Source organism: Rothia aeria, assembly GCF_016726365.1.
GTDB classification, from domain to species: Bacteria; Actinomycetota; Actinomycetes; order Actinomycetales; family Micrococcaceae; genus Rothia; species Rothia aeria.
In genome coordinates this window covers 211,402-235,853 of record NZ_CP068102.1, presented here as the reverse complement: position 1 = coordinate 235,853, position 24,452 = coordinate 211,402, and the positions used below count along the sequence as shown (strand labels likewise).

The 24,452-nt window shown below is 56.8% G+C and carries 22 protein-coding genes and 1 tRNA gene; 16 read left to right on the top strand and 7 right to left on the bottom strand.

What is annotated here, in order from left to right; translation table 11 throughout:
- Positions 1-17: 17 nt before the first annotated feature.
- A complete protein-coding gene (locus I6I94_RS01005; protein ID WP_006887339.1) occupies positions 18-1,616 on the top strand; it encodes an ABC-F family ATP-binding cassette domain-containing protein in 1,599 nt (532 codons plus the stop codon).
- Between the two features lie 704 nt (positions 1,617-2,320).
- Here I6I94_RS01005 and I6I94_RS01000 read toward each other — a convergent pair.
- The 4 genes from I6I94_RS01000 to I6I94_RS00985 form a co-directional block, all read right to left on the bottom strand.
- Positions 2,321-3,046, bottom strand: a complete 726-nt coding sequence (locus I6I94_RS01000) for a metal-dependent hydrolase (protein WP_128087768.1) — start codon at positions 3,044-3,046, stop codon at positions 2,321-2,323.
- A 356-nt stretch (positions 3,047-3,402) separates the two neighbouring features.
- Complete coding sequence (locus I6I94_RS00995; protein WP_128087769.1) at positions 3,403-4,365, bottom strand: SURF1 family cytochrome oxidase biogenesis protein; 963 nt, start codon at positions 4,363-4,365, stop codon at positions 3,403-3,405.
- Positions 4,366-4,432: 67 nt separating this feature from the next.
- Positions 4,433-4,660 carry a hypothetical protein gene (locus tag I6I94_RS00990; protein WP_006887165.1) on the bottom strand — a complete coding sequence of 76 codons (228 nt, stop codon included), beginning with the start codon at positions 4,658-4,660 and terminating at the stop codon, positions 4,433-4,435.
- Positions 4,661-4,691: 31 nt separating this feature from the next.
- The gene (locus tag I6I94_RS00985; RefSeq protein ID WP_052029820.1) at positions 4,692-5,135 is read right to left on the bottom strand and encodes a DUF3099 domain-containing protein; all 444 of its coding nucleotides are present in this window, start codon (positions 5,133-5,135) and stop codon (positions 4,692-4,694) included.
- Between the two features lie 241 nt (positions 5,136-5,376).
- Between I6I94_RS00985 and fabG the strand changes: the two genes are divergently transcribed.
- The 6 genes from fabG (at position 5,377) to I6I94_RS00955 (ending at position 10,491) form a co-directional block, all read left to right on the top strand.
- The gene (fabG, locus tag I6I94_RS00980; RefSeq protein WP_006887323.1) at positions 5,377-6,093 is read left to right on the top strand and encodes a beta-ketoacyl-ACP reductase; all 717 of its coding nucleotides are present in this window, start codon (positions 5,377-5,379) and stop codon (positions 6,091-6,093) included.
- Between the two features lie 52 nt (positions 6,094-6,145).
- Positions 6,146-6,889 carry an SDR family oxidoreductase gene (locus tag I6I94_RS00975; protein ID WP_006887106.1) on the top strand — a complete coding sequence of 248 codons (744 nt, stop codon included), beginning with the start codon at positions 6,146-6,148 and terminating at the stop codon, positions 6,887-6,889.
- 116 nt (positions 6,890-7,005) lie between these two features.
- Positions 7,006-7,791, top strand: coding sequence for an ABC transporter ATP-binding protein (locus tag I6I94_RS00970; protein WP_128087771.1), 786 nt, complete (start codon positions 7,006-7,008; stop codon positions 7,789-7,791).
- Between the two features lie 73 nt (positions 7,792-7,864).
- Complete coding sequence (locus tag I6I94_RS00965; RefSeq protein WP_128087772.1) at positions 7,865-8,734, top strand: TrmH family RNA methyltransferase; 870 nt, start codon at positions 7,865-7,867, stop codon at positions 8,732-8,734.
- Positions 8,735-8,907: 173 nt separating this feature from the next.
- Positions 8,908-9,168 (top strand): type B 50S ribosomal protein L31, encoded by a 261-nt coding sequence (locus I6I94_RS00960; protein ID WP_006887159.1) that lies wholly within the window; start codon positions 8,908-8,910, stop codon positions 9,166-9,168.
- Positions 9,169-9,342: 174 nt separating this feature from the next.
- Positions 9,343-10,491, top strand: a complete 1,149-nt coding sequence (locus I6I94_RS00955) for an LCP family protein (protein WP_201620772.1) — start codon at positions 9,343-9,345, stop codon at positions 10,489-10,491.
- Positions 10,492-10,606: 115 nt separating this feature from the next.
- On the opposite strand, the gene I6I94_RS00950 is transcribed toward I6I94_RS00955, so the two are convergent.
- Complete coding sequence (locus tag I6I94_RS00950) at positions 10,607-11,869, bottom strand: hypothetical protein (protein ID WP_128087773.1); 1,263 nt, start codon at positions 11,867-11,869, stop codon at positions 10,607-10,609.
- A 268-nt stretch (positions 11,870-12,137) separates the two neighbouring features.
- Positions 12,138-14,801: an aminopeptidase N gene (pepN, locus tag I6I94_RS00945; protein WP_201620771.1), complete on the bottom strand. Its 2,664-nt coding sequence runs from the start codon at positions 14,799-14,801 to the stop codon at positions 12,138-12,140.
- Between the two features lie 241 nt (positions 14,802-15,042).
- On the opposite strand from pepN, the gene I6I94_RS00940 reads away from it, so the two are divergent.
- The 8 genes from I6I94_RS00940 to I6I94_RS00905 all read left to right on the top strand — a co-directional run bounded on the left by I6I94_RS00940 (position 15,043) and on the right by I6I94_RS00905 (position 22,046).
- Positions 15,043-15,131: transfer RNA gene (locus tag I6I94_RS00940), tRNA-Leu, on the top strand.
- A 248-nt stretch (positions 15,132-15,379) separates the two neighbouring features.
- Positions 15,380-16,228: a hypothetical protein gene (locus tag I6I94_RS00935; protein ID WP_128087774.1), complete on the top strand. Its 849-nt coding sequence runs from the start codon at positions 15,380-15,382 to the stop codon at positions 16,226-16,228.
- Positions 16,229-16,321: 93 nt separating this feature from the next.
- Positions 16,322-17,722 (top strand): amidohydrolase, encoded by a 1,401-nt coding sequence (locus tag I6I94_RS00930; protein WP_201620770.1) that lies wholly within the window; start codon positions 16,322-16,324, stop codon positions 17,720-17,722.
- Positions 17,723-17,991: 269 nt separating this feature from the next.
- On the top strand, positions 17,992-18,951 hold the full coding sequence (locus tag I6I94_RS00925; RefSeq protein WP_037234409.1) for an L-lactate dehydrogenase: 960 nt from the start codon (positions 17,992-17,994) through the stop codon (positions 18,949-18,951).
- A gap of 104 nt (positions 18,952-19,055) precedes the next feature.
- Positions 19,056-19,337, top strand: coding sequence for a hypothetical protein (locus I6I94_RS00920; RefSeq protein ID WP_023133090.1), 282 nt, complete (start codon positions 19,056-19,058; stop codon positions 19,335-19,337).
- A 7-nt stretch (positions 19,338-19,344) separates the two neighbouring features.
- Positions 19,345-20,100: a DNA repair protein RecO gene (recO, locus tag I6I94_RS00915; protein WP_201620769.1), complete on the top strand. Its 756-nt coding sequence runs from the start codon at positions 19,345-19,347 to the stop codon at positions 20,098-20,100.
- Positions 20,101-20,152: 52 nt separating this feature from the next.
- The gene (locus I6I94_RS00910) at positions 20,153-20,938 is read left to right on the top strand and encodes an isoprenyl transferase (RefSeq protein WP_201620768.1); all 786 of its coding nucleotides are present in this window, start codon (positions 20,153-20,155) and stop codon (positions 20,936-20,938) included.
- 19 nt (positions 20,939-20,957) lie between these two features.
- Complete coding sequence (locus tag I6I94_RS00905) at positions 20,958-22,046, top strand: quinone-dependent dihydroorotate dehydrogenase (protein WP_201620767.1); 1,089 nt, start codon at positions 20,958-20,960, stop codon at positions 22,044-22,046.
- Between the two features lie 63 nt (positions 22,047-22,109).
- On the opposite strand, the gene I6I94_RS00900 is transcribed toward I6I94_RS00905, so the two are convergent.
- The gene (locus I6I94_RS00900; RefSeq protein WP_006887204.1) at positions 22,110-22,751 is read right to left on the bottom strand and encodes a DUF3043 domain-containing protein; all 642 of its coding nucleotides are present in this window, start codon (positions 22,749-22,751) and stop codon (positions 22,110-22,112) included.
- Positions 22,752-22,850: 99 nt separating this feature from the next.
- On the opposite strand from I6I94_RS00900, the gene I6I94_RS00895 reads away from it, so the two are divergent.
- Positions 22,851-24,257 carry a M20/M25/M40 family metallo-hydrolase gene (locus I6I94_RS00895; RefSeq protein ID WP_201620766.1) on the top strand — a complete coding sequence of 469 codons (1,407 nt, stop codon included), beginning with the start codon at positions 22,851-22,853 and terminating at the stop codon, positions 24,255-24,257.
- Positions 24,258-24,452 lie beyond the last annotated feature (195 nt).

Sequence of the window (24,452 nt, the reverse complement as noted above, 5' to 3'; positions counted from 1 at the left end):
CCGAAAGATCCTGCATCGTGATTTCCGTACAGAACCTTGAACTTCGTGCTGGCGCCCGCCTGCTCATGGAAGAGGTCACTTTCCGTATTGATAAAGGCGATAAGATTGGGCTTGTAGGCCGCAACGGAGCCGGTAAAACCACTATGACTAAGGTGTTGGCCGGGCTTAATCTACCGGCGGATGGCACCATTACCCGTTCCGGTTCAATCGGCTACCTGCCACAGGACCCCAAAGTGGATGATATGAGCCAGCTCGCCAAGGATCGTATTCTTTCGGCCCGGGCATTGGATGGTGTAGCGCGGAAGATGCGCCAGGCTCAAGATGATATGGCCAGCGAAGACCCGACGGTGCGCGCTAAAGGTATGCGCCGCTACGATAGGTTAGAAGCCGAGTTTATTGCTGGCGGCGGTTACGCGGCGGAGTCTGAGGCTGCGGTCATTACATCCAACCTTGACCTTCCCGAACGGGTACTTTCCCAACCCTTGTCGACCCTTTCGGGCGGGCAGCGCCGCCGCGTGGAGTTGGCGCGCATCCTCTTCTCAAACGCGGACACGATGTTACTTGATGAGCCCACCAACCACCTGGATGCTGATTCTATCCTGTGGCTGCGAGATTTTTTGAAGAACTTTTCGGGTGCTCTGCTGGTGATTAGCCACGACGTGGAGCTCATGGAACTGGTGGTAAACCGGGTGTTTTATCTTGACGCAAACCGGTGCGTGATTGACCAGTACAACATGGGGTGGAAAAATTATCTGATGCAGCGTGAGCAGGATGAACACCGCCGTAAACGCGAGCGCGCCAACGCCCAGAAGAAGGCGAACGCGCTTTTAGAACAGGCCAATAAGATGCGTGCGAAGGCCACGAAAGCGGTGGCTGCTCAGCAGATGATTAAGCGCGCGGAGCGTCTTATGCGTGGGGTTCAGGAAGAGCGTCAGGTCGATAAGGTTGCGGCGATTCGTTTCCCTGACCCCGCTCCCTGCGGTAAAACCCCGCTTTCTGCCCGGGGGCTGTCGAAATCCTATGGTTCACTTGAGATTTTTACAGACGTTGATTTGGCCATTGACCGGGGTTCACGGGTGGTGGTGCTGGGACTCAACGGTGCGGGTAAGACCACCCTGTTGCGTATGCTGGCGGGTGCGACTCAGCCGGATACAGGTGAGGTGGTGTATGGTCACGGGGCGAAGCTGGGGTATTTCGCGCAGGAGCATGAAATTCTTGAGGGTGAGCGCACTGTTTTTGAGAATATGAAATCCGCTGCGCCGGATCTGGATGATACGCGGGTGCGCACTATCCTTGGCTCGTTTCTTTTCTCAGGTGATGATGTTGATAAACCGGCCGGGGTGCTTTCGGGTGGGGAGAAGACCCGTCTGTCACTGGCTACACTGGTAGCCTCTAGTGCGAATGTGCTGCTGCTTGATGAGCCGACGAATAACCTTGACCCGGCTTCTCGGGAGGAGATCCTGAATGCTTTGAAAGCGTACACTGGTGCCATTGTGATGGTCTCGCATGATGAGGGGGCCGTTGAGGCGCTGAACCCCGAGCGGGTTTTGCTGCTGCCGGACGCGGTGGAAGATCTCTGGTCGAAGGACTATCAGGATTTAATTTCGTTGGCGTAGTACGCCGAAAACGGAACCACATTATACCCGCCCACCCTGGTTTTCCACTGGGGTGGGCGGCATCTGTATATCGTGTGTGTCTCTGAAATACGGGGTGCACCACGAGGCGGGTATTGGTGCAGTTGAGCTGCGCGAGAGGGGTTGTGTTTCTACGATTTAGTGTTGCTTTGTGCCCGTATCACCGTATTTTTGAGAGTTTTGCTATGGGGTTTGCCGGAGAGAGTATTGGTTTTGAGATATTGGCTGCGGTAGTGATGGAAAAACCGCTTGCGATTGTGGGTTTTCCGTATAAAAATCCGTTGTATTGTCGTTATATTGCGGACAGTAATGTGGGTTTCTAGAAATATCGGTGTGTGCCTGCCTACATTTTGGGTTTTTGGCTGGAAAACCAATACTGCACGGGTCTACACTGGATGTGTTCCCGCTGATGCGAGGACGCAAAAGCAAAAGAAGGGGCTTGTCCTTGTAGGTCAAGCAAGCATATTGGGACAGGATTCCTTGTGCTGACAAAAGGAGAACATATGCACAACACTGAGTACGAGAAGTACCCCACCTCCGGTGAAGAGAACGTCGAGGTTGACGTCCACTGGCCCATCCAGGACGCATAAGCCGGAGAAGCTATAAAGGATTCGACGCCCCGCCCATCGTTTTGATGAGGCGGGGCGCTCCTGTGTCTTCTTGTGTCTGTGCAACGTTCCCAAAGGTTATTGATGTATGCCCAGCCCGGCTGTCTGTAGGGGGTAGGGGATGAGGCCACCAAGTGCGGCCGCATACCAGCCGATATAGAGGGTCAGTAACAGCACCAATCCTTTTTCGCGGGCGCTGCCAGCATCACCCAGAAGCGGTAAGGCCATGTAGCCACTTTTCTTCCAAAGTGCCGAAGCAACCGGAGGTTTAAGGATGATGGGGTATAACGGCAGAATTCCTCTGGTGGTCAGGGCATCTCCTATGAGGTGTATGGTTGCCCCTACTGAAATAGCCCAGGGGAGTAGGCTGAGCGAGCCGGTGGTGTAAGCGGCGTACCCCAGGATAATAGCCCCAATCCAGCCGCCCGGTGCACCGAGAACACGCAGAGCTAACCCACCAGAGAACCCCGCAAGTATGAGCGAAACCCAGGGGACACCCTGGTAGGTGAGCTGAATACTGAAGTATGCGATAGCCCAGAAAGCGATGAGTCCTATCAGCGAATGGGTGCCTTTTCGGTGCCCACCGCTTATAGCGCCCACCACGCGTGCAAGCCAGCGTGAAAGTGGCGGTATGGAGTTGGCGATACTGCCGTTATGGTGATCAATATCGGGTAGCATACCCGCGCCAGCGCAGGCAAGAGTGGTAACGATCAGGGTGAGTGTATCGGGCACCTGCACCATACCGGTTTCAGCAAGTATGAGCCACCCGGCGGCCGCGCTCACGGTGTGCGAGTAACCCATCATAGGCGAAACCTCTTCGAAAATACTTTGCAAAAATCTTTTCTAAACAGGACTAACTATAGCAGGTTTTCGAAGTAAAATTCGATACAAATATATGCATGACTATCCGCGGCAGGAACGGTTAGAAAATACGTTTTACTAGGACAGTCAGCGCCGGGAATAAACGGAAAGAACATATAGCAGGGGAACGCTGCAGGGTGGCTGAGTATCTTCAGGCGGCATTGACGCAGACACCTCATACCCTACCGCAGCAGCCTGCTGGGCAGGTGGTTCGTCAGCGACAGAAAAGGTGTTTACGCCTTCCTGCGGACCCTCGCAACACGCCGCCGCCGGGTGTTGACCGGTTGGGCTTGCAGTTCTTACGAGAGCCCATCCAAAAACGCGTCTTCCTCTTCTTCATCGGTGGGCCGGGAACGTTTCCTTGCGGGCCTGGGGCGTACGATCGACTTCATATGCGAGGGCATATCATCAATCATCTCCATTTTGCGAAGCACCACAGCCTCGTCTTCCTCACCCACGTAGGTGCCGTCCTCGTTGTAGAACTGCCCGTAGTAACGTTCCAGCTCCGCCGCCACCTGGGCATCCAGCTCATCGTTGCGCACTTTCTGCCGTGCACTCCAGAAATACACCACATAGATCAGTACCGCGAAAGCATACCACTGTAACGAGTAGGAAAGGTTCGGCCCATTATCTAACTCGGGCTGCGCTTTCTGCTGCGGGCGGCTGGCAGCGGCTGGGTTCTCAGCATCAAGCAGCCCGTAGGCGCCAGCGCTAACTGGCAGTGAGGTGCGTTCGGCGATTTCCTTCAAATCAATAGAGGCCACCTGCCCCTGTGGTGCTTCTTTCCCCGTGGCAGATTCCCCATTATGCACGCGTGCAACAATACTCATCTGCCCCTGCGGCGGGGCGGGCACTTCCTCGCGCGGGGCTGCGGCATCCGATGAGCTGGCAGGTAACCAGCCGCGGTTTATCACAATCACCTGCCCGTCATCGGTGCGGAAAGGAACCAGCACCTCAAAACCGTTTTGCCCCTCATAGGGCCGGTTGCGGGCCAATAGGGTCTTCTCGGGAAGATACTGTCCACGCATCTGAACCGGATGCCATTGAGTATTAGGGTCGTAGTCTGTAAAGATCCGGGGCTTATCCTCCAGCCGGTAGGGGTCGGCATGGTAGTTCTGCACGATCAGAGAATTACGCCAGTCAAGAGCCTCCTTACGGCTCATCTGCCACCCCGCCAGGTACACGCACAGCACGGAAAACAGCACACACAGGATGAAAGCTAATATCCATTTGCTGGTGAGCAGAAAACGGTATGCGCGCATGAATCCTTCCGGACGGTGATAGAACAGAAACAGAGTTAACAGTACAGTGCCGCTGAGTGGGTGTCAGCTACTGTGGAAACGGCAGGGTCTGCTTCCAGAACTGGCGTTCTTTAAGATAATTCTCTAACCATGCCGTATGCTCGTCGCAGGCAAGCCAGATTTTACGCCGCTGTGGGGTATGGATTTTTGGATTATTCCACAGGATCTGGTGGGTAGCCTCGGTAGTGCACCCTTTACGGGAACAGATATCCCCAGTGGGTGCTGCATCGCCTGAGAGCGAACCTAATAAGTCCACTGCTAGCCTCTCCTCACACTTTACTCTGCGACTAGGCCCGGTCAGGTCCAGCCGGGTGTGCCTGTAAATCAATGACCTCGGAGGTATTGTACGACGGCTTCCCAGAATCTTGTCCCTGCATGCTGGCGGTTAATGCCAACTGGGGGACATTATGCTTGTAGGGAACGAAACCGCTATTGCGGTTTTTAGCTTCCCCATTGGCGATTACAACAGCCGCCCACGGCAGCACTGCTGAACCGGCTACAAACGCCCACCGCATCCACCCGTCCACCAGTACCGCACAGACAATACACACCACTCGCAGCGACATTTTAAAAATGTACTCGCGGGAGCGTTTATTAACCCGTTGCGAAAGCGGCTCATCCGCACCGGTAATACAGTATGCGTCATCTTGCTCCGCCTGATCTTCGGGGGCCTGTTCTAGTCGGTACCCGTGGTCGGCAAGGTCTTCAGCTGTCCAGTATTTTTCGGACACAGAATCCCTCCCCTTTAGCGCGTTGTGTGTGCTGTATCCATCTGTTGGTATGGGTGCGCCACACCCCGCTGCAACAGTTCGGTGCGGCCTTCAAAAGCCACCTTATCTTCCAGTGTAGACCCCGTGGAACACTTTCAGTGTAGACCTGCAGAATATGAAGCGTTAAGAGTCACGCCCGGCAGGCTGGGCATAAACGGCGTAAAATATTAGAAGACCAATAAGCCTACCTGTAGGGAAAATAATGAGCGAAACCACCCCCAAAACTGTTCTCGTGACCGGCGGTAACCGTGGCATCGGCTACGAAATCGCTAAAGAATTCAAAGCGGCGGGGCACAACGTATGCGTAACCTACCGTAGCGGGGACGCCCCCGAAGAGTTTTTCGCCGTCAAAGCCGACGTGCGTGACAGTTCAAGCATCACCGAGGCGTTTAAAACCATTGAGGAGCAGTTCGGCCCGGTGGAGGTTCTTATCGCCAACGCGGGTATCACCCGTGACACCCTGTTACTGCGCATGAAGGAAGAAGACTTTACCGACGTCATCGACACGAACCTCACCGGCTCCTTCCGGGTAGTTCAGCGCGCCATCAAGGGGATGCTTAAAATTAAGCGGGGGCGTATCATCCTGGTGTCTTCCGTGGTGGGCCTGTACGGTTCACCGGGGCAGGTGAACTACTCCTCCTCGAAGGCTGCACTGGTAGGAATGGCACGTTCCATCACCCGTGAGTTGGGCGGGCGTAATATCACTGCGAACGTGGTTGCCCCCGGATTTATTAACACCGCAATGACCGAGGTGCTGCCAGAAGAGACCAAACAGAACTACCTCGATACCATCCCAGCCAAGCGCTTCGCCGAACCGGAAGAAGTTGCGCGCGTGATTCGCTGGCTCGCATCCGATGAGGCAAACTACATCTCTGGTGCGGTTATCCCCGTGGATGGCGGTCTGGGAATGGGCCACTAGCACACCACACATCATTAACCACCGTTTTCGTTCAGCAAAGGACTCATAAGCTATGGCACAACTGACCGGCAAAACCGTTATCGTCACCGGCTCCTCCCGCGGGGTGGGCGCAGACACCGCACAGATTCTCGCAGCCGAAGGGGCGAACGTGGTGGTGAATTACCGCTCCAAAGCACCACGCGCCGCGAAGATCGTCACCTCCATTGAGGAAGCTGGCGGTAAAGCAATCGCCGTGCAGGCTGACGTCACCAACACCGCCGACTTGCAGAACCTGGTGCAGACGGCGGTAGACACCTACGGTTCCCTTGACTACCTGGTGCTTAACGCATCCGGCGGCATGGAGAGCGGCATGGGCGAAGACTACGCGATGCGTCTCAACCGTGACGCGCAGCTTGAACTGGCGCGCCTAGCAGCCCAGAAAATGCCTGCGGGCGGGCGTATCGTGTTTGTCACCAGCCATCAGGCGCACTTCATCCGGGAAGTTCAGACCATGGCAGAATACCAGCCGGTCGCCGAGTCAAAACGGGCGGGGGAGGATGCCCTCGTCGCAGAAATCCCGGCACTTGCGCAGAAAGGCATCTCCCTCGTTATTGTCTCTGCCGACATGATTGAGGGCACCGTTACAGCGACCTTACTCAACCGTCTGCACCCCGGCGCCATTGAGGCCCGCCGCGAAACCGCTGGGAAGCTCTACACGGTTAACGAGTTCGCCCACGAGGTCGCCAAAATGGTCACCGCAGAGGTTGAGAGCGGCCATGTGGAACTTGTCGGCGGGGCACGCGGGTTCATCGACTAGCCCATACCACGCACCCGCCCAGTACCGTGTACGGGTGGAAGATACACCGGCCGGTTCGTGGCGGGGCCACCTGAGATCATCCACACTATCTAGAAATTCACAGCAGAGAAGAAAACATGAGCACCGTACTTAATCTTCACAACGTTAACGTAGTACGCGGCGGGCGCAACATTCTGCGGGATGTTAGCTGGTCCGTGAACGAAGGCGAACGCTGGGTTGTCCTAGGCCCTAACGGGGCCGGTAAGTCCACCCTCTTATCGATTGCTGCAGCCCGGCTGCATCCCAGCGGCGGAGAGGTCGAGATCCTGGACGAGACCCTCGGGGCGGTAGACGTCTTCGAATTACGCCCCCGTATTGGCATCTCCTCAGCAGCATCTGCCACGCAGATCCCCGGACACGAGAAAGTGTCCGACGTGGTGGTGACCGCCGCCTATGCTGTTTCGGGCCGGTGGAAAGAAGAATACGAGGCGATGGATGATGCCCGCGCTACCGAGCTGCTGGCTGATTGGGGTGTTGAGACCCTCGCTGAGCGCACTTTTGGTTCTCTCTCCGATGGTGAACGTAAACGTACCCTCATCGCCCGTGCCCTCATGACCGACCCGGAGCTGCTGCTGCTGGATGAGCCCGGGGCGGGTATGGACATTTCCGGCCGTGAGGATCTCGTGGAACGCCTGAGTGCGCTAGCTGCCGATCCTTATGCCCCGGCAACTGTGCTGATTACGCACCACCTCGAAGAAATCCCCGCAGGGTTCACCCACGCTTTGCTGCTGCGTGAGGGGCAGCTGGTGGCTGCCGGGCCGATCGCGCAGACTATTACTGAGGAGAACCTGGCGCGCACCTACGGTATGGACCTGGCCTTAACCACTACCGCCACCGGGCGTTACAGCGCCTTTAAACGCTAAATAGCAGCCCTGTCGCTGGGTGTTCCCGTCGTACGACGGGAACACCCAGCGACAGGTGCAGCATATAAAAAGCATGAGAAAGAAACAACTATCCGCAGCCGATATTGCCGCCCGAACAGAGCGGGTACACGCTATTTCTTCCGTGGTTCCGTTGGAGCAGGCCCCCGAACAGGCCCTGCAGTACTACACCCACCTGACCGATGTGAAATTACGTTCGGTACTGGAACCCCAGTGGGGTATTTATATTGCTGAGTCTTCCAAGGTAGTGCGTCGGGCGCTCGACGCAGGGCACCAGCCGCTCTCATTCCTCATGAGTGAAAAATGGGCCGATGATCTTGCGGACGTGCTGCGGGCACACCCCGAAGTTCCTGCCTATGTAGGTCCGGAACAGGCGTTAGAGGGTGTCACTGGGTTTCATCTGCACCGCGGGGCGCTGGCGGTGATGGCCCGCCCCGCCCCGGTTCCTTTAGAGCAGCTGGTGGCTGAGGCCTTTCGGGTGGCTATCCTTGAGGACATTGTGGATCACACCAATGTCGGGGCTATTTTCCGTTCCGCTGCCGCCCTTAACGTGGATGCGGTACTCGTAAGCCCCCGCTGCGCTGACCCGCTGTACCGTCGTTCCATTCGTGTTTCAATGGGGACCGTTTTTCAGGTTCCCTGGGGGCGCTTAACCAGCTGGCCGGATGACCTTGAACTGTTGCACAGCATGGGGTATGAGACCGCCGCCCTAGCATTACACCATGATTCTCTCACCCTTGAGGAACTATCGAGCAGGCGCTACCCGAAACTGGCGCTTATTATGGGCACTGAAGGGCATGGGCTGTCGGCGCGGACTCTTGCTGCCGCGAAACACACGGTCATGATCCCCATGTCTCACGGGGTAGATTCGCTCAATGTGGCTGCCGCCTCGGCTGTAGCGTTCTGGGAGACCCGCCCGCGCTAGTGAGTGAAGCGATAAAACCTGGGTGTGCGCACCCGTCTGAAAAGTGATACCCTTGATGCTGGTTGTGTGCGCATCAGCGCCCGAGAACAACCGTTTGATGCGCTCAAGCACATCATACCTACCCCATCCATATAAGGGCTGCTGGCAAAATCCAGTGGCAGAAGAAGGTAAAAATGAAGGCAGATATTCACCCGGAATACGGTCCGGTGTTGTTCCGAGACCTCGCATCCGGCAAGGTTTTCCTCACCCGTTCCACCATGACCTCCGCTAAGACTGAGAAGTGGGAAGACGGCAATGAGTACCCCATTGTAGAGGTCGAGATTTCCTCCGAATCTCACCCGTTCTACACTGGTAAGCAGCGCATCATGGACTCCGCAGGCCGCGTCGAGCGCTTCAACGCACGCTTCGCGAATTTCGGCAAGAAGTCCTCCTAAATTTTTCGTTGCACTAAATAATTTCTCATGCACCCCGTAGCCGCAGACGTCGCGGGTACGGGGTGCCTTTTCACATACACATCCCCACACTGTGGGGCAGGCACATCAGCTATGCGCCCGAGCCGATGGAGGCATTTGCAGGCGCCATAAAATTTCAGCACATAAAGGAATATCATGAGCGGAACACTCACTCAGGCTCTTCGCACCACACCCAGGAAAAAATGGGTTAAACGCTCCCTTATAGCTTTGCTTATTATTATTCTGGCCCTACTCTTGGGGGTCGGGTTTTATATCTGGAGTATCGGGCACACTTGGGATAGCCAGACTCAGAAGTTTGACTCGATCACTGACTCTCAGGACGGTCTTGATAACCTCAAAAAAACCCTTGGTGACCCCCCAGCAACCCCCACCTTCACCGGGCCCGAAGGTAAGGACACCAAATCTCTCGCCAGCGAAAAAGATCAGAATGGTGACGGCATCCTTGACACTGTTGAAGGCGGCAAAACCCGAGATATCGTTGATAGCCCCGGCACAGATATCCTGCTTCTAGGGAGCGATTCCCGCGCTGGCTCAGCCGATGCCGCGAAAGTCAGCGGACAGCGTGCCGATACTATTATGCTCATGCATATCCCCAAAGACGGTTCAGGGGTGTACCTGATCTCCATTATGCGTGATAGCTGGGTGAATATCCCCGGGTACGGCAGCGCAAAGGTAAACGCCGCCCTGAACTACGGTGGTATTGGGCTGCAGGTAGCTACCATTGAGCAGCTGCTGGGGATCAAAATCGACCATGTAGCTGAGATCGACTTCACCGGGTTCAAAGACCTGACCAACGCCGTCGGCGGGGTAGACGTTCAAGTACCCGTCGCCTTTAAAACCGGGGTGTGGTCGTACACCCCCGGCACCATGCACATGGACGGCAGTACGGCACTGGCGTTCGTACGTGAACGCTATTCTTTCGCCGCCGGCGACTACCAGCGTGTACGTAACCAGCGTGCCTACCTGCGGGGCCTGTACAACACCCTTAAAGCTCAGGGAGCGCTGAGCAGCATCGGGAAGTTCAAGACGGTCGTAGATTCCCTCAGCGGCTACCTGACCGTCGATAAGGGACTGGACTCCTCACAGGTCGCTAACCTGGCGGCCCCGGTGATTACAAACGGATCCACCGCAATGCACATGATGAGCCTACCCAACGCAGGGCCCGGGTGGTCTATGGACGGGCAGTCTATTGTTCTGGTGGATCAGAAAGCGAACGCTGATCTTACCCGTGCGCTGCAGAACGATAAGATCACCGATTTCACCTCCGTATACGGTGAAGACTAGCCGCGCAGCGGAAGGCTAACGCTCAGCTGGTGCCTAGCTACGGCATACGTGAAGGCCCCCACCCCGGTATACAACCGGGGTGGGGGCCTTCACCCACATAGAACCACAACAGAATTTAGCGGCGCGCCGTATTAAGTGGCTTCTCCGGTTTCTCCTGTTGTTGTTGTTGGGCCTCTTTCTGAGCCTCATAATCGGCGTATCGGATAACTGATGGGCTTACCGCCATCTGACGCCCAACATACAGGGTGGCTAAGACCAGCACCGCCCCCAGCGCCATAATAATGAAGCCCACCACCAGGTACGAGAACGCCACGATCAAGCCGATTAACAGCGCAGCCAAACCGGTGACGCTCATAAGAGTCAGCAGACGGCGGCGCTCGCCCCGTACGACGGCTTCGGTACTGTCCTCCTGCAGCCCCTCAGCCCTGAGAGTTTCAGGAGCAGCGGTCTCAGCGGGGGCACCTCCACCGGTGAGCGCGCTCATGAACCCGCGTCGCTTCTTCGTTGTTGATTCCTCAATAGCGGAGCGGTTATTCTCACCCTCAGTGGCAACATATGCGTCAGGAACCTCATAGGCCACCCCTTCGGGGAGCAGCTCAGGAACATTATTCGGCAGGGTGCGGTACCATTCCGCCGGGATCTCGCTGGCTCGCAGTGCTTGAACCGTCAGCGAAAGCTCCAAGCTATTGCCACGGATAGTACCCCAGGCGCTTGTGAGGCGGTTACGGTCATAGGCATACTTCACCACGGGAGCTAGCTGCGCGGACATTTGTGTGCTTAGCCGGCCCACCAACTTACGGTCGTGGAGCACCTCAACTGTGTCGATAAGACGCCCATCTGAGAGCTTCATCTGGTTCGCCTCAAGGGTCAGAATCACACGCCCTTCACCATTGGGGGGCAGGATACTGTGCAGGTACTCTGAATGGTCTTTCTCATCAAGAACCTTCATTGACTGCCCCTGCGGAAGCAGGGCCGCTCGCGCGGGGGCCTGGTTAATGGGGAAGAGCGAACCTGGTGCTGAAAGCGACAACACACCGTAACTTTCGATGCGGGTGCCCTCACCGACACGGCGCGCAATAGCTGAGAGCTGCAGGTGAACTACCGGAACGTAACCTGAAGCAACTACTCGCGTTATTGGCTCCCAGTATGCGGCTGAATCCTTAACACTCATCCGGCCAACTTTGAGCTCGTCAATGTACACGGCGATACTCTTAGGCTCATAAGGATTATCTGGTTCAGGTACGAGGTGGGCCTCTCCGAACCAGATGCGCTCGCGGTCAATGTGGAGTTCTTCAAAGACTTGAAGGGTTTCGGCCTCGTAGTAGCCATCGGTAACAATCTCGACGCTTCCGCGGTCACCGAGGATGTAGTCGACCAAAGTAAACTCCTTATATTTATGTGGATACATTTATCGGGTGACAGATAATGCTTCTATTCTCTCATGTTTTTGAGACTGAGCCGAACAGAGGTACAGCAAAAACTAGCGATTCTCTGACCCAAAAACTTTTTGCGGTTTTAACACCTGTGACGAGTCGTGGGGTACCCGGTGTGCCGTGTAAACACCGGCAGTACGCAGGTGCCCGGCCCTCGCCCCGGTGGGATGCGCCGGGCGCCTGCGTCCATGAGGTGAGCGAATACACAGGCGTTTAGTGTGTCGCGTTGAACTTCTGTGCGTTCAGGTTACGCCGGGTGAGGTCTTGGGCCTCAAGGATGAGGCGACGTAACGCTGAGGGCGCTTCGGGGTGCTCCTGCAGCCAGCGTTCGGCGAGGGCTACCGGGGCGGTATCGTCCACGTCTAATCCTGCGGCTGATCCGTGGCCGTAGGAGATGCGCGGGTAGAGCCCACGTACGATACGGGTAGCCATCCCAATGGACCGGGACTCCCAAATATCGCTCAGCGCCGCGAAGTAGCTCTCGAAGTATGGTTCACGCAACTCATCGGGGCCGAGGCGGAATCCGTTGGCGGTTGAGGAGAGGGCGTCGTTTGAGAGGGTGCTGTCTTCCATAACTGTACGGTATGCCTCTGCCTTGTGCTCGGCCTGCGGTAATGCCGCGAGCGCGTAAGCGTAACCATTGGCTGAGATGGAGGAGGGGTTGTAACGGGCAGCCTGCTCCAGCTCAGTGACGCTCACAAGGTTCCGTTCGGCGAGGGCACCAAGGGCGGCCCAGCCGAGGTTCTGGTCGTAGGGTATGCCTGTGGCCACTGCAATGTCTCCGGTGGTGTCTTCAAAGGCCCCGCGGGCGATGTCGCGGCATGTTTCTTCGCCTTGGGTGGCGACGCCGCTCACCGTGATGAGGGCGCGGAGCAGGATGAGCTGCGCATCCGATCCGGGGGAGGCGGCTGCGAGGGCGGTGCTGAATGCATCATGGAGTGCGTTGTAGAGGTTTTCCCGTTCTGTTTGGGAGGCATAGTTCGCTACCGCTGCTTGGGCGTGGGAGACCATGCTGCCAAGCAGGGAGGCGCTGGGTTCGAGGGACACGTTGCGCACTACTGCATCTACGAAGGTGCTGACCGGCAGGCGGGCATCGCGCACATTCTCCCAGAGGGCGCCCCAGATCAGCCCGCGAGATAGCGTGGATTCGAGGGTGGATACACCAGTGATTGCAGCCTGCAGCCCATCGTCGTTAGTGAGTGCCACTTTTGCGTAGGTGTGGTCTTGGGCGTTGAGCATGAGCAGGTCGGCTTCACCCACTTGCTTTTTGTGCTCATCGGTGAGCTCAACCCGGTGTTCTGTGATGGGCTCACTGGGGTATTCCAGGGAGAGCACCCCCGTTGAGACCAGCCGGTTCTCATGCTGGCGGAAGGTCTCTAGTTTGACCACATGCGGGCGCCCGACCCCTGCAGGTATGCCTTCGGGGAGCTGCTGGGTGAGGTACAGGTCGGTGAGTTGCCCGTCGGTGCTGTAGATGCGGCGGGTTCCCAAAGTTGAGAGACCTGAGGTTTGCAGCCAGGCCCGTGACCACGCCTGCATATCCCTGCCGGATACTTCGTTGAGTACGGACAGGAAATCGTTGAGGGTGGTGTTCGCCCATTCGTGGCGTTTGAAGTACACGCGGGCTGCTTCGATGAAGGTGTCGAAGCCCACGTAGGCGACCAGCTGTTTGAGGGTGGAGGCCCCTTTAGCGTAGGTAATGCCGTCAAAGTTTTGGCTTGCCGCCTCAAGGTGCGCAATGTCGGCCACGATCGGGTGGGTGGTGGGCAGCTGGTCCTGCTGGTACGCCCATGCTTTGCGCTGGTTGTCGAAGGTGACCCAGGCGTCTTTGAACCCGTTGGCTTCGATAGCGCCGAGAGTGCCCATGAAATCGGCGAATGATTCTTTGAGCCAGAGATCGTCCCACCATTTCATGGTGACTAGATCGCCGAACCACATGTGCGCCATCTCGTGGCAGATGGTGTTGGTGCGCCCTTCCAAGTCATCCTCGGTGGCACCAGAAACAAAAATGTAGTCTTCGGTGAAGGTCACCATGCCCGGGTTTTCCATGGCGCCAATATTGTATTCGGGCACGAATGCCTGCTCATATTTGGGGTATGGGTAGGGGTAGTCGAAGAGGTCTTGGAAGAAGTCCAGCCCGTTTTTGGTGACCCGGAAAATATTGTCGTAGTCGAAATGTGGTTTGAGGGAGTATCGGCAGTAAGCAACCAACGGCACGTCTCCACTATTGACGGTGCTCTTGGGGCGGTAGGTGTCGGTTGCGGTGAAGTATTCTCCGGCAAGAATCGCGGTGATGTAGGTGGAGATACGTTCAGTGGGGGCAAAAACACGTTTGGTGATACCCGAATCGGTGGGGTCGGGTACTTCCGTGTCAAGCACCCCGTTAGAGCTGACCACCCATTCTTTGGGGGCGGTGACCCGGAAATTGAAGACAGCTTTCAGGTCGGGCTGCTCAAAGTTCGGGAAGACTCGGCGGCAGTCGGCGGGCTCGTACTGGGTATAGAGGTATACGCGCTGATCGGAGGGATCGATGTAGCGGTGTAGGCCCTCCCCGGAGCGCGAGTAGTAGGAGCGCCCATGAATGGTGAGTTCGTTGTGTTTGGCCAGGTTCGGCAGTTTAATACGGGATCCGTCAATGACTTCGGCGAGGTTCAGGTGGGTGCCGTTGAGCCTGACTGAGTCAATGGAGTGGTGAATGTAATCGATGAATGTTTCGGCTCCAGCTTTGGCGTCAAACCGTACGGTGGTGACGGTGGGGTAGGATTCTCGGGTCTCGTCCTTGGCGTGGGTGAGATCCAAATGCACGTGGTATGACTCTACGGTGAGTAGCTCTGAGCGGTGCGCGGCTTCTTCGCGGGTAAGGTTCTCATTCTTCATAGTCTCTATTCTAAGCTTCTGTGCGGGGAGGAAATGAGCGTGTCGAGACGGCGTGGCGCGGTACGGGTTAGAGTACGCCATAAACGGTGCGGGAAATTCGGGGCGGTCATGAAACCGCCCCGCAACACCCCGCAAACAGTGGTGTATAACACGTCTATTTGATTTGCGCGGGTGCGGTAAAGCCCGTAAAGTATTACATGTTGCTGTGGGCGGCCACTCTGTGAAGGCCCACAAGTCACCTGCGCGGGTGGCGGAATAGGCAGACGCGCTAGCTTGAGGTGCTAGTCCTCGTATTAGAGGGTGGGGGTTCAAGTCCCCCCTCGCGCACCAAGACCTTGAATAGTTAAGGCAGAAAAGGGCCCCAGTAGTTACACTGGGGCTCTTTCTTATAGACCATGTTTTTATACCTGCTCACCTTGTGCGCCTCAACCCCAATACATAACCCTAAGGTTAAACTGCATAGTTTGCGGTGGGAATTATTGTCATGGATGCTTAAAAGTAGTTCTGACGAGAATCCAGAATTTCAGGCATATATCAGTTGCTAACCTGACAAACCACTAAAGATAGGGGTATCCCCGGTGAAAGCTTACGATATAACGTTTGATATTACACCTCAGGAGCCCACACGCACCTGGTCCTACGACCCCCAGGAAAAAACACTAGTTACAGAGCAGGCGGCGGTGACCGAAGCAGGCTGGTTAGGCTCTCGCGGTCCAGGCATTAGTGACGAACAGTGGCCGCGAAGCCCCCACACAGGGCTTCCCATGCAACACATCTTCACCCTGCACCTACCGGAACCATACCGCAGGCGCGGCCCCGAATACGTGGCGGTATCTTTCTTCGCGGGAGACTCGTGGGAAATCATCCAAGAAATACCCCCACTATTGCTGAAAGAACACAGCGACACCCCGCTCACAACGCAGCTGCGACAGTACCAGCCGCACCCAATGTTTCAAGAACTACACGACTCCTTAGACGGTGTTTTCGGGCTCCTTTACCTAACCCGCGAAGAGTTCTCGGCCCGCAGCAACGGCCCCACCAACCCGTACCGGGAAGGTGAACAATTCATTGTTCTTCCGCTGCGTCAGCGCACCCGGCTCTTCACCCAGTGGGGCGCCGCCCACCCCACCCAAGCGCTCGGACTGGTATACCGCCCCGACCCGAATGCGGGAGTCCCGCCTGCCGATGACGGAGTGAACGGGTACGAAGACCCCTGGGACGAAGAAACCGGTGATTTTCGAAACTGGGCCGACCCGCTCTTCTCCAAATGCCACCTAGGCGGCACCGCCTTACCCGGACAGTTCCTACCGTCAGGGCTCAGCGCCTACTACCTGGAGATCACTGAGATGGGTGTTCTTGAATTCGGAGACTGCGGCAGTGCCCAAATCGATCTCGATAACAATGTTTTTGACTGGACCTGCGGCTAGAAGAACACCCAAAAGCCTCCAACCTTCTGAAATCACACATCCCGCACCCCACCCGCCCAACCTGCCGGAGGAATCATCCGGTAGCGTAGAACTATGAACAGCAACCCACACCCTAACCTGAGCACACAATCCGCCGCACAAAAAACAGCACACCCCGGAAGCGAATTCCTCACCGCACTCACCGCCGAAACAGAACACCGTAAAGCAACAGCGCAGCACAACATCACCCAGCGCCCCATAGACGAAGACTGCGGGTACGCGAACCTCAAACACGACATCGCCAAAGCCATCGCCGGGCGTAAAGAACAGCTCATACAACTGCTGCACGCCATCCATCAGAATCCCGAAACCGCCTACCAAGAACGGTACGCCTGCGCAGAGCTCACCCGAGCAGTACACGATGCTGGAATCAACGTGGAAACCCCCGTCTACGGGCTGGACACCGCATTTGCCGCCACACTCCAATCCGCCAACTATGACCCCCACAAACACCGCACCATCGCCATCCTCTCCGAATACGACGCCTTACCCGGTATCGGCCACGGCTGCGGACACAACGTGATCGCAGCCGCGGGCCTTGGTGCCTTTCTCGCGCTCGCCGACACCCTACGGAAAACCCCGGAGGCGTTCAGCGGACGCATTATCTACCTGGGAACCCCCGCCGAAGAATCCGACGCCGGCAAAGAAAACATGGCACGTGCCGGAGCATTCGACACGGCGGATGCAGCCATTATGGTGCACCCGTATTTCATCGATGTAGCGGATCAGGCATGGCTAGGGCGACGTGAATGCCGCGTCACTTACCGCGGAATCAGCGCCCACGCCTCCTCCCACCCTTTTATGGGCCGCAACGCCCTAGACGCCGCAGCACTGGCCTACCAGGGGCTGGGGCTGTTACGCCAACAGCTGCCGGTCAGCGACCGTATCCACGCCATTATCGACAGCGGGGGACAGACCCCCAACCTCATCCCGCAGACGGCAAGCCTGCACATTAATATCCGCTCCCGATACGCCCCCACCCTACGGGCACTCTCACACCGAATAGAAGACGTACTTCACGGCGCAGCACTCATGGCGGGCGTACAGGCCGATATCCGCTGGGATTCCTCACCTATGACCATGCCAGTACGCTCCAACCAAACACTAGGGCAACGATGGGTACTGGCTCAACGCGAGATAGGGCGCAACCCATACCCGGCTGGAACCATCAGCGACACCCTAGCAGCATCCACCGACTTCGGGAACATTAGCCTGCGCCTACCAGGAATCCACCCACTCATCCAGATAGCACCCGAAGGAACCGGCCTACACACCGCAGAATTCGCCGCCGCCGCACAATCACCCCGCGCCGAAGAAGCAGCACTTGACGGCGCCTACGGCCTAGCGGTGGTAGCACTTGATTTCCTCACAGATGATGCGCTCGCCGCCGACGTGCAGGCAGAATTTGAAAAGGCCGGGGGAGCGGTGCAGGTGCAAACATACTTCGACAGCTAAGAACCGTCACAAAACTGCCATCACCTAACTCCACCCCACACAGGCGATCACCACAACACGCCAGCAGATTGTCGCTTCTGTGACCTGCATGAAAAAGTCAATCCGCCCTTATATGGTTTTATGAGAGAAAAATCGGTTGTAGCACCATAAAGCCGCTACAAATCTCTAAAAAATCAAAAATAAAACCACACAAACCCTCAAAAATAGGGCATAATAGAACACAGGGAAACCCCCGCACTAACCCCTCACATCAACCGAGAGGAAAACCCATGAACGGCGAAACTCGACCCACCAAACTCGGCATCATCGGCGCAGGCGGCGTTGGTAGCGCAACCGCATACGCAGCCACCCTTCGCGGCTCAGCCAGTGAAATCGTACTCTACGACATCGACGGCAAACGCGCCCACGCAGAAGCCCTTGACATCGCCCACGGCTCCATGTTCGCCCACGAAGCAAACATCATCGGCGGAAGCGAACTCGAAACCCTCAAAGACGCCGACATGATCATCATCACCGCCGGCGCACGCCAAGAACCCAACCAGCCCCGCATGGAACTCGCCGGAGCCAACGTCCGCATCCTCGAAAAACTCCTCCCAGACCTCATGAGCGTCGCCCCCGGCGCCATCTACATGCTCGTCACCAACCCCTGCGACGTCCTCACCGTCGTCACCCAAAAAATCACCGGCCTACCCGCCAACCGAGTACTCTCCTCCGGCACCGTCCTCGACTCCTCCCGCCTACGCTGGCTCATCGCCGCCAAAGCAGGAGTATCCATTAAAAGCGTCCACGCCAACATCGTCGGCGAACACGGCGACTCCGAATTCCCCGTCTGGTCCGCCGCAAACATCGGCATGGTCCCCCTCACCGAATGGGAACACAACGGCCAGAAACTCTTCACCCAAGACGTACGCGACTCCCTCGCCCACGACGCAATGCGCGCCGCCTACAACGTCATCGCAGGCAAAGGCTCCACCAACTACGCCATCGGCGTTTCAGCCTCCCGCATCGCCGAAGCCTTCCTCCAAGGCCAAAACGCAGTACTACCCGTCTCCACCACCATGGCAGGAAAAATGTACGGCTTCAACAACGTCGCACTCTCCCTACCCTCCATCGTCAGCCGCGACGGCGTACAACGCGTCCTAGAAGTCCCCATGGACGACAACGAACACGCAAAACTACGCGCCTCCGCAGAAGCAATCCGAGCATCCCTCGACACCCTCGGATACTAACCACCCCATAACACCCCACCAGGCGCGCACCCACACCACAACGGGTGCGCGCCTGAACACACCACCCACACCACAACCCAAGACCAGTGGGATACAATAACACCATGAACAACAACCCCCACACCGAACTTGACCGCCTCATCACCGCACTCAAAAACCACCTCACCGCCGTCACTAACCGCAACGGCGAACATGACCCCGCCATCGACGAAGCCTACGTAGAAATCGCCAATGCCTTCGAAACCTACGAAAACGCCCTCTTCGAAGAACACAACGAAGTCACCCCCCTCGCCGTCTACGGAGATGACGACGACGAAGACCTCGAAGAACTCCTCACCAACGATGACAACACCTTCACCCCCGAAGACGACATCGACTACGAATAAACCCACAGTGAGCACCCCCAAAACCTACACCGACCACGCACTCATCCTCCGCACCCAAAACCTCGGCGAAGCAGACCGCATCATCATCATGCTCACCCGCAACAACGGCATCACCCACGCCGTTGCAAAATCAATCCGCAAACCCAACTCAAAATTCGGCGCCCGCCTCGAACCCTACATGCACGTAGCCCTCTCCCTCACCCAAGGGCGCGGCACACTCCGCACCATCACCCAAACCACCACACTCCACGCCTACACCGCCCCCATCATGGGCGACTACACCGCCTACACCACCGCAGCAGTCATCGCCGAAACCTGCGAAACCCTCACCACCAACACGCCCCCCGAAGAAACCCCACCCCACTACACCCTCACCCACGGTGCGCTCGCAACTCTCGCCCACAAAAAACACCACCCGCACCACATCCTCGCACGCTACCTCACCCAAGCCATGCAACTAGCCGGATGGCCCCTCACCACCAACACCTGCATCCACTGCGGAACCCCAACCCCCACCAGCTACCACACCCCCCACGGCACACTCTGCCCCACCTGCGCCCACACCGCCACAACACCCCTAACCCCACTCAACACCCAAGAAACCACCTACCTCAACGCCCTCACCACCGGCCACTGGGACACCATCGACAAAACCCCCACCCACACCACCCAAAAAATCCTCAACCTCATCCTCAACACCACCCAATACCACCTCGAAACCCCCCTCAAAACCCTCACCCACCTCGAAACCAAAACACCATAACCCCACACGGTACAATAACCCCAAGAAACCACCCCCAACCTGAAAGACCCCAATGCCCATCAAACCCCCACCACACCCCACCGGAACAACCCCACCACCCATCCCCAAAAAATTCATCCCCCAACACGTCGCCATCGTCATGGACGGCAACGGACGCTGGGCCAACGAACGCGGACTCCCACGCAACGAAGGACACCGCGCAGGAGAAACCGCCCTACTCGACGTCGTCGCCGGAGCCATAGAAATGGGCATCCCCTACATCAGCGCCTACGCCTTCTCCACAGAAAACTGGAAACGCTCACCCAGCGAAGTCGCCTTCATCATGCGATTCTCCACCGAAGTCCTCAACCGCCAACTCGAAACCCTCAAATCCTGGGGAGTACGCATCCGCTGGGCAGGCCGCCGCCCCAAACTCTGGAAAAACGTCATCGAACAACTCGAACAATGCGAACGCGAAACCCGTAACAACACCATCTGCACCCTCACCATGTGCGTCAACTACGGCGGACGCGCCGAAATTGCAGACGCCGCCGCAGCCATCGCCCGCGACGTACAAGCAGGCACCCTCAAACCCAACGCCATCACCGAAAAAACCTTCCAAAAATACCTCGACGAACCAGACCTACCCGATGTAGACCTCTTCCTCCGCTCCTCCGGAGAACAACGCATCTCCAACTTCCTCCTCTGGCAAAGCGCCTACGCCGAAATGGTCTTCATGAACGTACTCTGGCCAGACGTAGACCGCCGCACCCTCTACAAAGCCGTCGAAGAATACGCCCACCGCGACCGCCGATACGGAGGCGCCACCGACAAAATACCCGCACAAACCGCCAACTAACCACCCCAAGGAGCACACCATGCGACTCTACCCAACCTTCTTCAAACTCTTCTTCGCAAGCATGGACCCAGAAAAAGCCCACCACATCGGCCTCTGGGGCATCCAAACCCTCAAAAACACCGGCATCACCCGAGTCCTCAAACACTACCTCCAACCCCACCCCGACCTACAAACCACCGCCATGGGACTCACCTTCCCCTCACCCTTCGGCATCGCCGCAGGCTTCGACAAAGGCGGCAAAGCAATCCCTGCGCTCGCTGCCCTCGGATTCGGTCACATTGAAATCGGAACCGTCACTGCACAAGCCCAACCTGGGAACCCTCAGCCCCGCCTCTTCCGCCTCATCGAAGATAAAGCTGTCATTAACCGCATGGGATTTAACAACGATGGCGCCGCAGCAGTAGGGCCCCGCGTCGCAGCTGCCCGTGCCGACCTCGAAACCGAATACCCCGCCCAAACCCGGCCCCTCATCGGTGTCAATATCGGCAAAACCAAAACCGTAGAACTCGATAACGCTATCGACGACTACCTCATCTCTACCCGCACCCTCGCACCCCAAGCCGACTACCTTGCCGTCAACGTCAGCTCACCCAACACCCCAGGACTGCGCACCCTACAGTCTATTGAGGCACTCCGTCCGCTCCTACAATCCGTACGAGAAGAAGCTGACCGTGTCTCACCCCACCGCCACATACCGCTCACCGTCAAAATCGCGCCCGACCTGGCAGACGAAGACATTATCGCAGTCGCCCAACTTGCTCAAGAACTACAACTTGACGGCATTATCGCCACCAACACCACCATCGCCCGCGATGGACTCGGCCTACGCAGCCCCAAAACCAAAATCAACACTATTGGTGCAGGCGGACTTTCCGGTGAACCGCTTAAAACCCGTTCCCTCGAAGTACTACGTCTGCTCAAACAGGAGCTTGGTGACACCATCACCATTATCTCTGTTGGCGGAGTCACCACCGCCCGCGACGTCCAAGACCGCCTCAATGCTGGCGCGAACCTCGTCCAAGGCTACACTGCTTTTCTCTACGAAGGCCCCCTCTGGGCAGCCCACATTAATCGCGGACTTCTCAAACTCCGCCGCAAAAACTCCTAAACTAATACACAAAAGGCTCCCGCCATCACCGGCGGGAGCCTCACATATCATCCAATAAAAACTCTAAAACTTTGGGTATTCACCATACTTGACCCGAGGCGCGGGCTGACGCAGACGACGGATCATGCTAACCCGCCCAAAAATATACGACACACTACCGCGCTGGGCCTCACCAAACTTACCTACCAAAATACCTTTCAGCTTGCGCCACAAAAACCACAGGTCCAACGCAAAAAGAAAAAGATAACCATACATGATATACACTGTGGCCGTGTACACCTGCGGTGCGAAACTCAACTGTGTCCCCGCAAAAATAAGCCCAATCAGCAGGCACCCGCCCAGCACATATAACATATAGTCACCAACATTACGTCGAGCATCTACATAATCCCGTACAAACCGCCGCTGCCTGCCCTGATGCTGCGCCGGTAAATATTTCTCATACTTCTCATCACCAGTACGCAATGCATGAGCGTGCAACTTACGGTCCTGCGCCCGCTGCTCCCGCTGCGCCTCCTTAGCGGCCTGACGATCACCACCAACAATAGGTTTACGGCGAGCAGCCTCACGCTCCTTACGCGACGGCGTAGGACGCCCCTTCGGAGCGGTGTAACCAGAATTCTTTGAAACCTGAGGTTCTGCCTCTTCAACCGGTTCAACAGCCTCAATAGGAGACTTCTCAACTTTACTTTTACGACCAAACACCCTACCAGAATATCGAAAATTCGGGCCCCTGCCGAATACTCCATAACCCAGCCTCAAAAAAATCAACAACACAAGCTCCACAGGCGTATGGTTAGAAACATGAACACTACAACCCATATCTTCCCCCACCGGGCAGCCCTCGAAACCGCGATCACCACACGATTCAACGAAACCCTCAACGAGCTCACCAGCCTCGTTGCCATACCCTCCATCGCCTGGGAAGCATACGATTTATCCCAAGTACACCGCAGTGCCGAAGCCGTGCGTGAACTGGCGCTTGCCGCTGGGTTCGACGAAGCGCACGTTCTGAGCGCCACATATGACGATGAGACCGGTACACAACGCGAGGGGATGCCCGCAGTCATCGCCTCGAAACCAGCAGCGCCCGGATACCCAACGATTCTGTTATACGCTCACCATGATGTACAACCCACTGGGGAGCGTAAGCTGTGGCAGACAGACCCTTTCGTGGCAACCCGTAAAGGGGAGAGGCTATACGGACGCGGGGCTGCTGACGACAAAGCTGGGGTGCTGTTGCACCTAGCTGCATTCCGAGCCGTTCGTGAAGTTTTAGGAGAGCATTTTAAAGCAGGGGTGAAACTCTTCATAGAAGGGGAGGAAGAAGCAGGGTCCCCTTCTTTCACGTCTTTTATCAGCACCTATCGTGAGCAGCTCGCTGCAGACTATATTATCGTTGCCGATTCCGCGAACTGGCGTGCGGGAATCCCTGCGCTGACCACATCACTGCGGGGTGTCGCCAGCGGCGATATCGAAGTGCGCACGGGGAGCCATGCAGTACACTCCGGTATCTTCGGCGGCCCCTACCTTGACGCCCACACCGTTCTGGCCCGTCTTATCGCTACGCTGCACACCGATGACGGTACAGTGGCGGTGAATGGGCTAGTGCGCCTCAACGACTCTGCTTTAGAATACGCTGAAGAAGACTTCCGAGCCGATTCTGGGATTCTGGACAGTGTTTCTCTGGCTGGGCACGGGCCGATAACGTCGCGGCTGTGGCATCAGCCCGCGATCTCTGTAATCGGTATGGACATACCGTCTATCGCCGAATCCTCAAACACTCTCGCAGCACTCTCCCGGGCCCGGATCAGCACACGCCTTGCACCAGGGGATACTCCCGAGCATGCGCATCAGATGCTGGCGGAGCATCTGGCGGCGCACGCCCCCTTTGGTGCTGAAGTGAACTACACTCCGGTGGATTCCGGATTACCATTTGCTGCAGACACCCAACAGGAAGGGGCGCAACTGGCTTTGGCGGCTATGCGCAGCGCTTGGGAAGAGGAGCCTGTGCAGACTGGTATGGGCGGCTCTATCCCGTTTATCTCAGACCTAAAATCGGTATTCCCAGAGTCTCAGATTCTTATTACAGGAGTTGAAGACCCCGATACACGGGCACACAGCGCTAATGAGTCGCTGTATATACCTGATTTCAAGTGCGGTATCCTTGCGGAAGCACTCATGATAAGCGAGTTATGCTCCGCTAAATAAGCCCGCAGATCGCTGTGAGCCTGGGGGAGCGGGGAGCATTCTGTTGTTTTCCTCACCCTCCTCGGCGTTGGTGTTGACAATATTGGTATCCTGAGAGCGTATGCAATCTCACGCCCCCGGCGAACTTGGGATGCCCTATGTTGTCGGACGAAGGCAGCGGGCGTAACGTTATCCCTAAATATGCCTTATCTGGGC

What these genes read in the sequence shown, in the direction of transcription:
- I6I94_RS01000 (WP_128087768.1), bottom strand. Translation starts at nt 3,046, where the DNA reads ATGATGGGTTACTCGCACACCGTGAGCGCGGCCGCCGGGTGGCTCATA.
- I6I94_RS00995 (WP_128087769.1), bottom strand. Translation starts at nt 4,365, where the DNA reads ATGCGCGCATACCGTTTTCTGCTCACCAGCAAATGGATATTAGCTTTC.
- fabG (WP_006887323.1), top strand. Translation starts at nt 5,377, where the DNA reads ATGAGCGAAACCACCCCCAAAACTGTTCTCGTGACCGGCGGTAACCGT.
- I6I94_RS00975 (WP_006887106.1), top strand. Translation starts at nt 6,146, where the DNA reads ATGGCACAACTGACCGGCAAAACCGTTATCGTCACCGGCTCCTCCCGC.
- I6I94_RS00970 (WP_128087771.1), top strand. Translation starts at nt 7,006, where the DNA reads ATGAGCACCGTACTTAATCTTCACAACGTTAACGTAGTACGCGGCGGG.
- I6I94_RS00965 (WP_128087772.1), top strand. Translation starts at nt 7,865, where the DNA reads ATGAGAAAGAAACAACTATCCGCAGCCGATATTGCCGCCCGAACAGAG.
- I6I94_RS00960 (WP_006887159.1), top strand. Translation starts at nt 8,908, where the DNA reads ATGAAGGCAGATATTCACCCGGAATACGGTCCGGTGTTGTTCCGAGAC.
- I6I94_RS00955 (WP_201620772.1), top strand. Translation starts at nt 9,343, where the DNA reads ATGAGCGGAACACTCACTCAGGCTCTTCGCACCACACCCAGGAAAAAA.
- pepN (WP_201620771.1), bottom strand. Translation starts at nt 14,801, where the DNA reads ATGAAGAATGAGAACCTTACCCGCGAAGAAGCCGCGCACCGCTCAGAG.
- I6I94_RS00930 (WP_201620770.1), top strand. Translation starts at nt 16,322, where the DNA reads ATGAACAGCAACCCACACCCTAACCTGAGCACACAATCCGCCGCACAA.
- I6I94_RS00925 (WP_037234409.1), top strand. Translation starts at nt 17,992, where the DNA reads ATGAACGGCGAAACTCGACCCACCAAACTCGGCATCATCGGCGCAGGC.
- I6I94_RS00920 (WP_023133090.1), top strand. Translation starts at nt 19,056, where the DNA reads ATGAACAACAACCCCCACACCGAACTTGACCGCCTCATCACCGCACTC.
- I6I94_RS00910 (WP_201620768.1), top strand. Translation starts at nt 20,153, where the DNA reads ATGCCCATCAAACCCCCACCACACCCCACCGGAACAACCCCACCACCC.
- I6I94_RS00905 (WP_201620767.1), top strand. Translation starts at nt 20,958, where the DNA reads ATGCGACTCTACCCAACCTTCTTCAAACTCTTCTTCGCAAGCATGGAC.
- I6I94_RS00895 (WP_201620766.1), top strand. Translation starts at nt 22,851, where the DNA reads ATGAACACTACAACCCATATCTTCCCCCACCGGGCAGCCCTCGAAACC.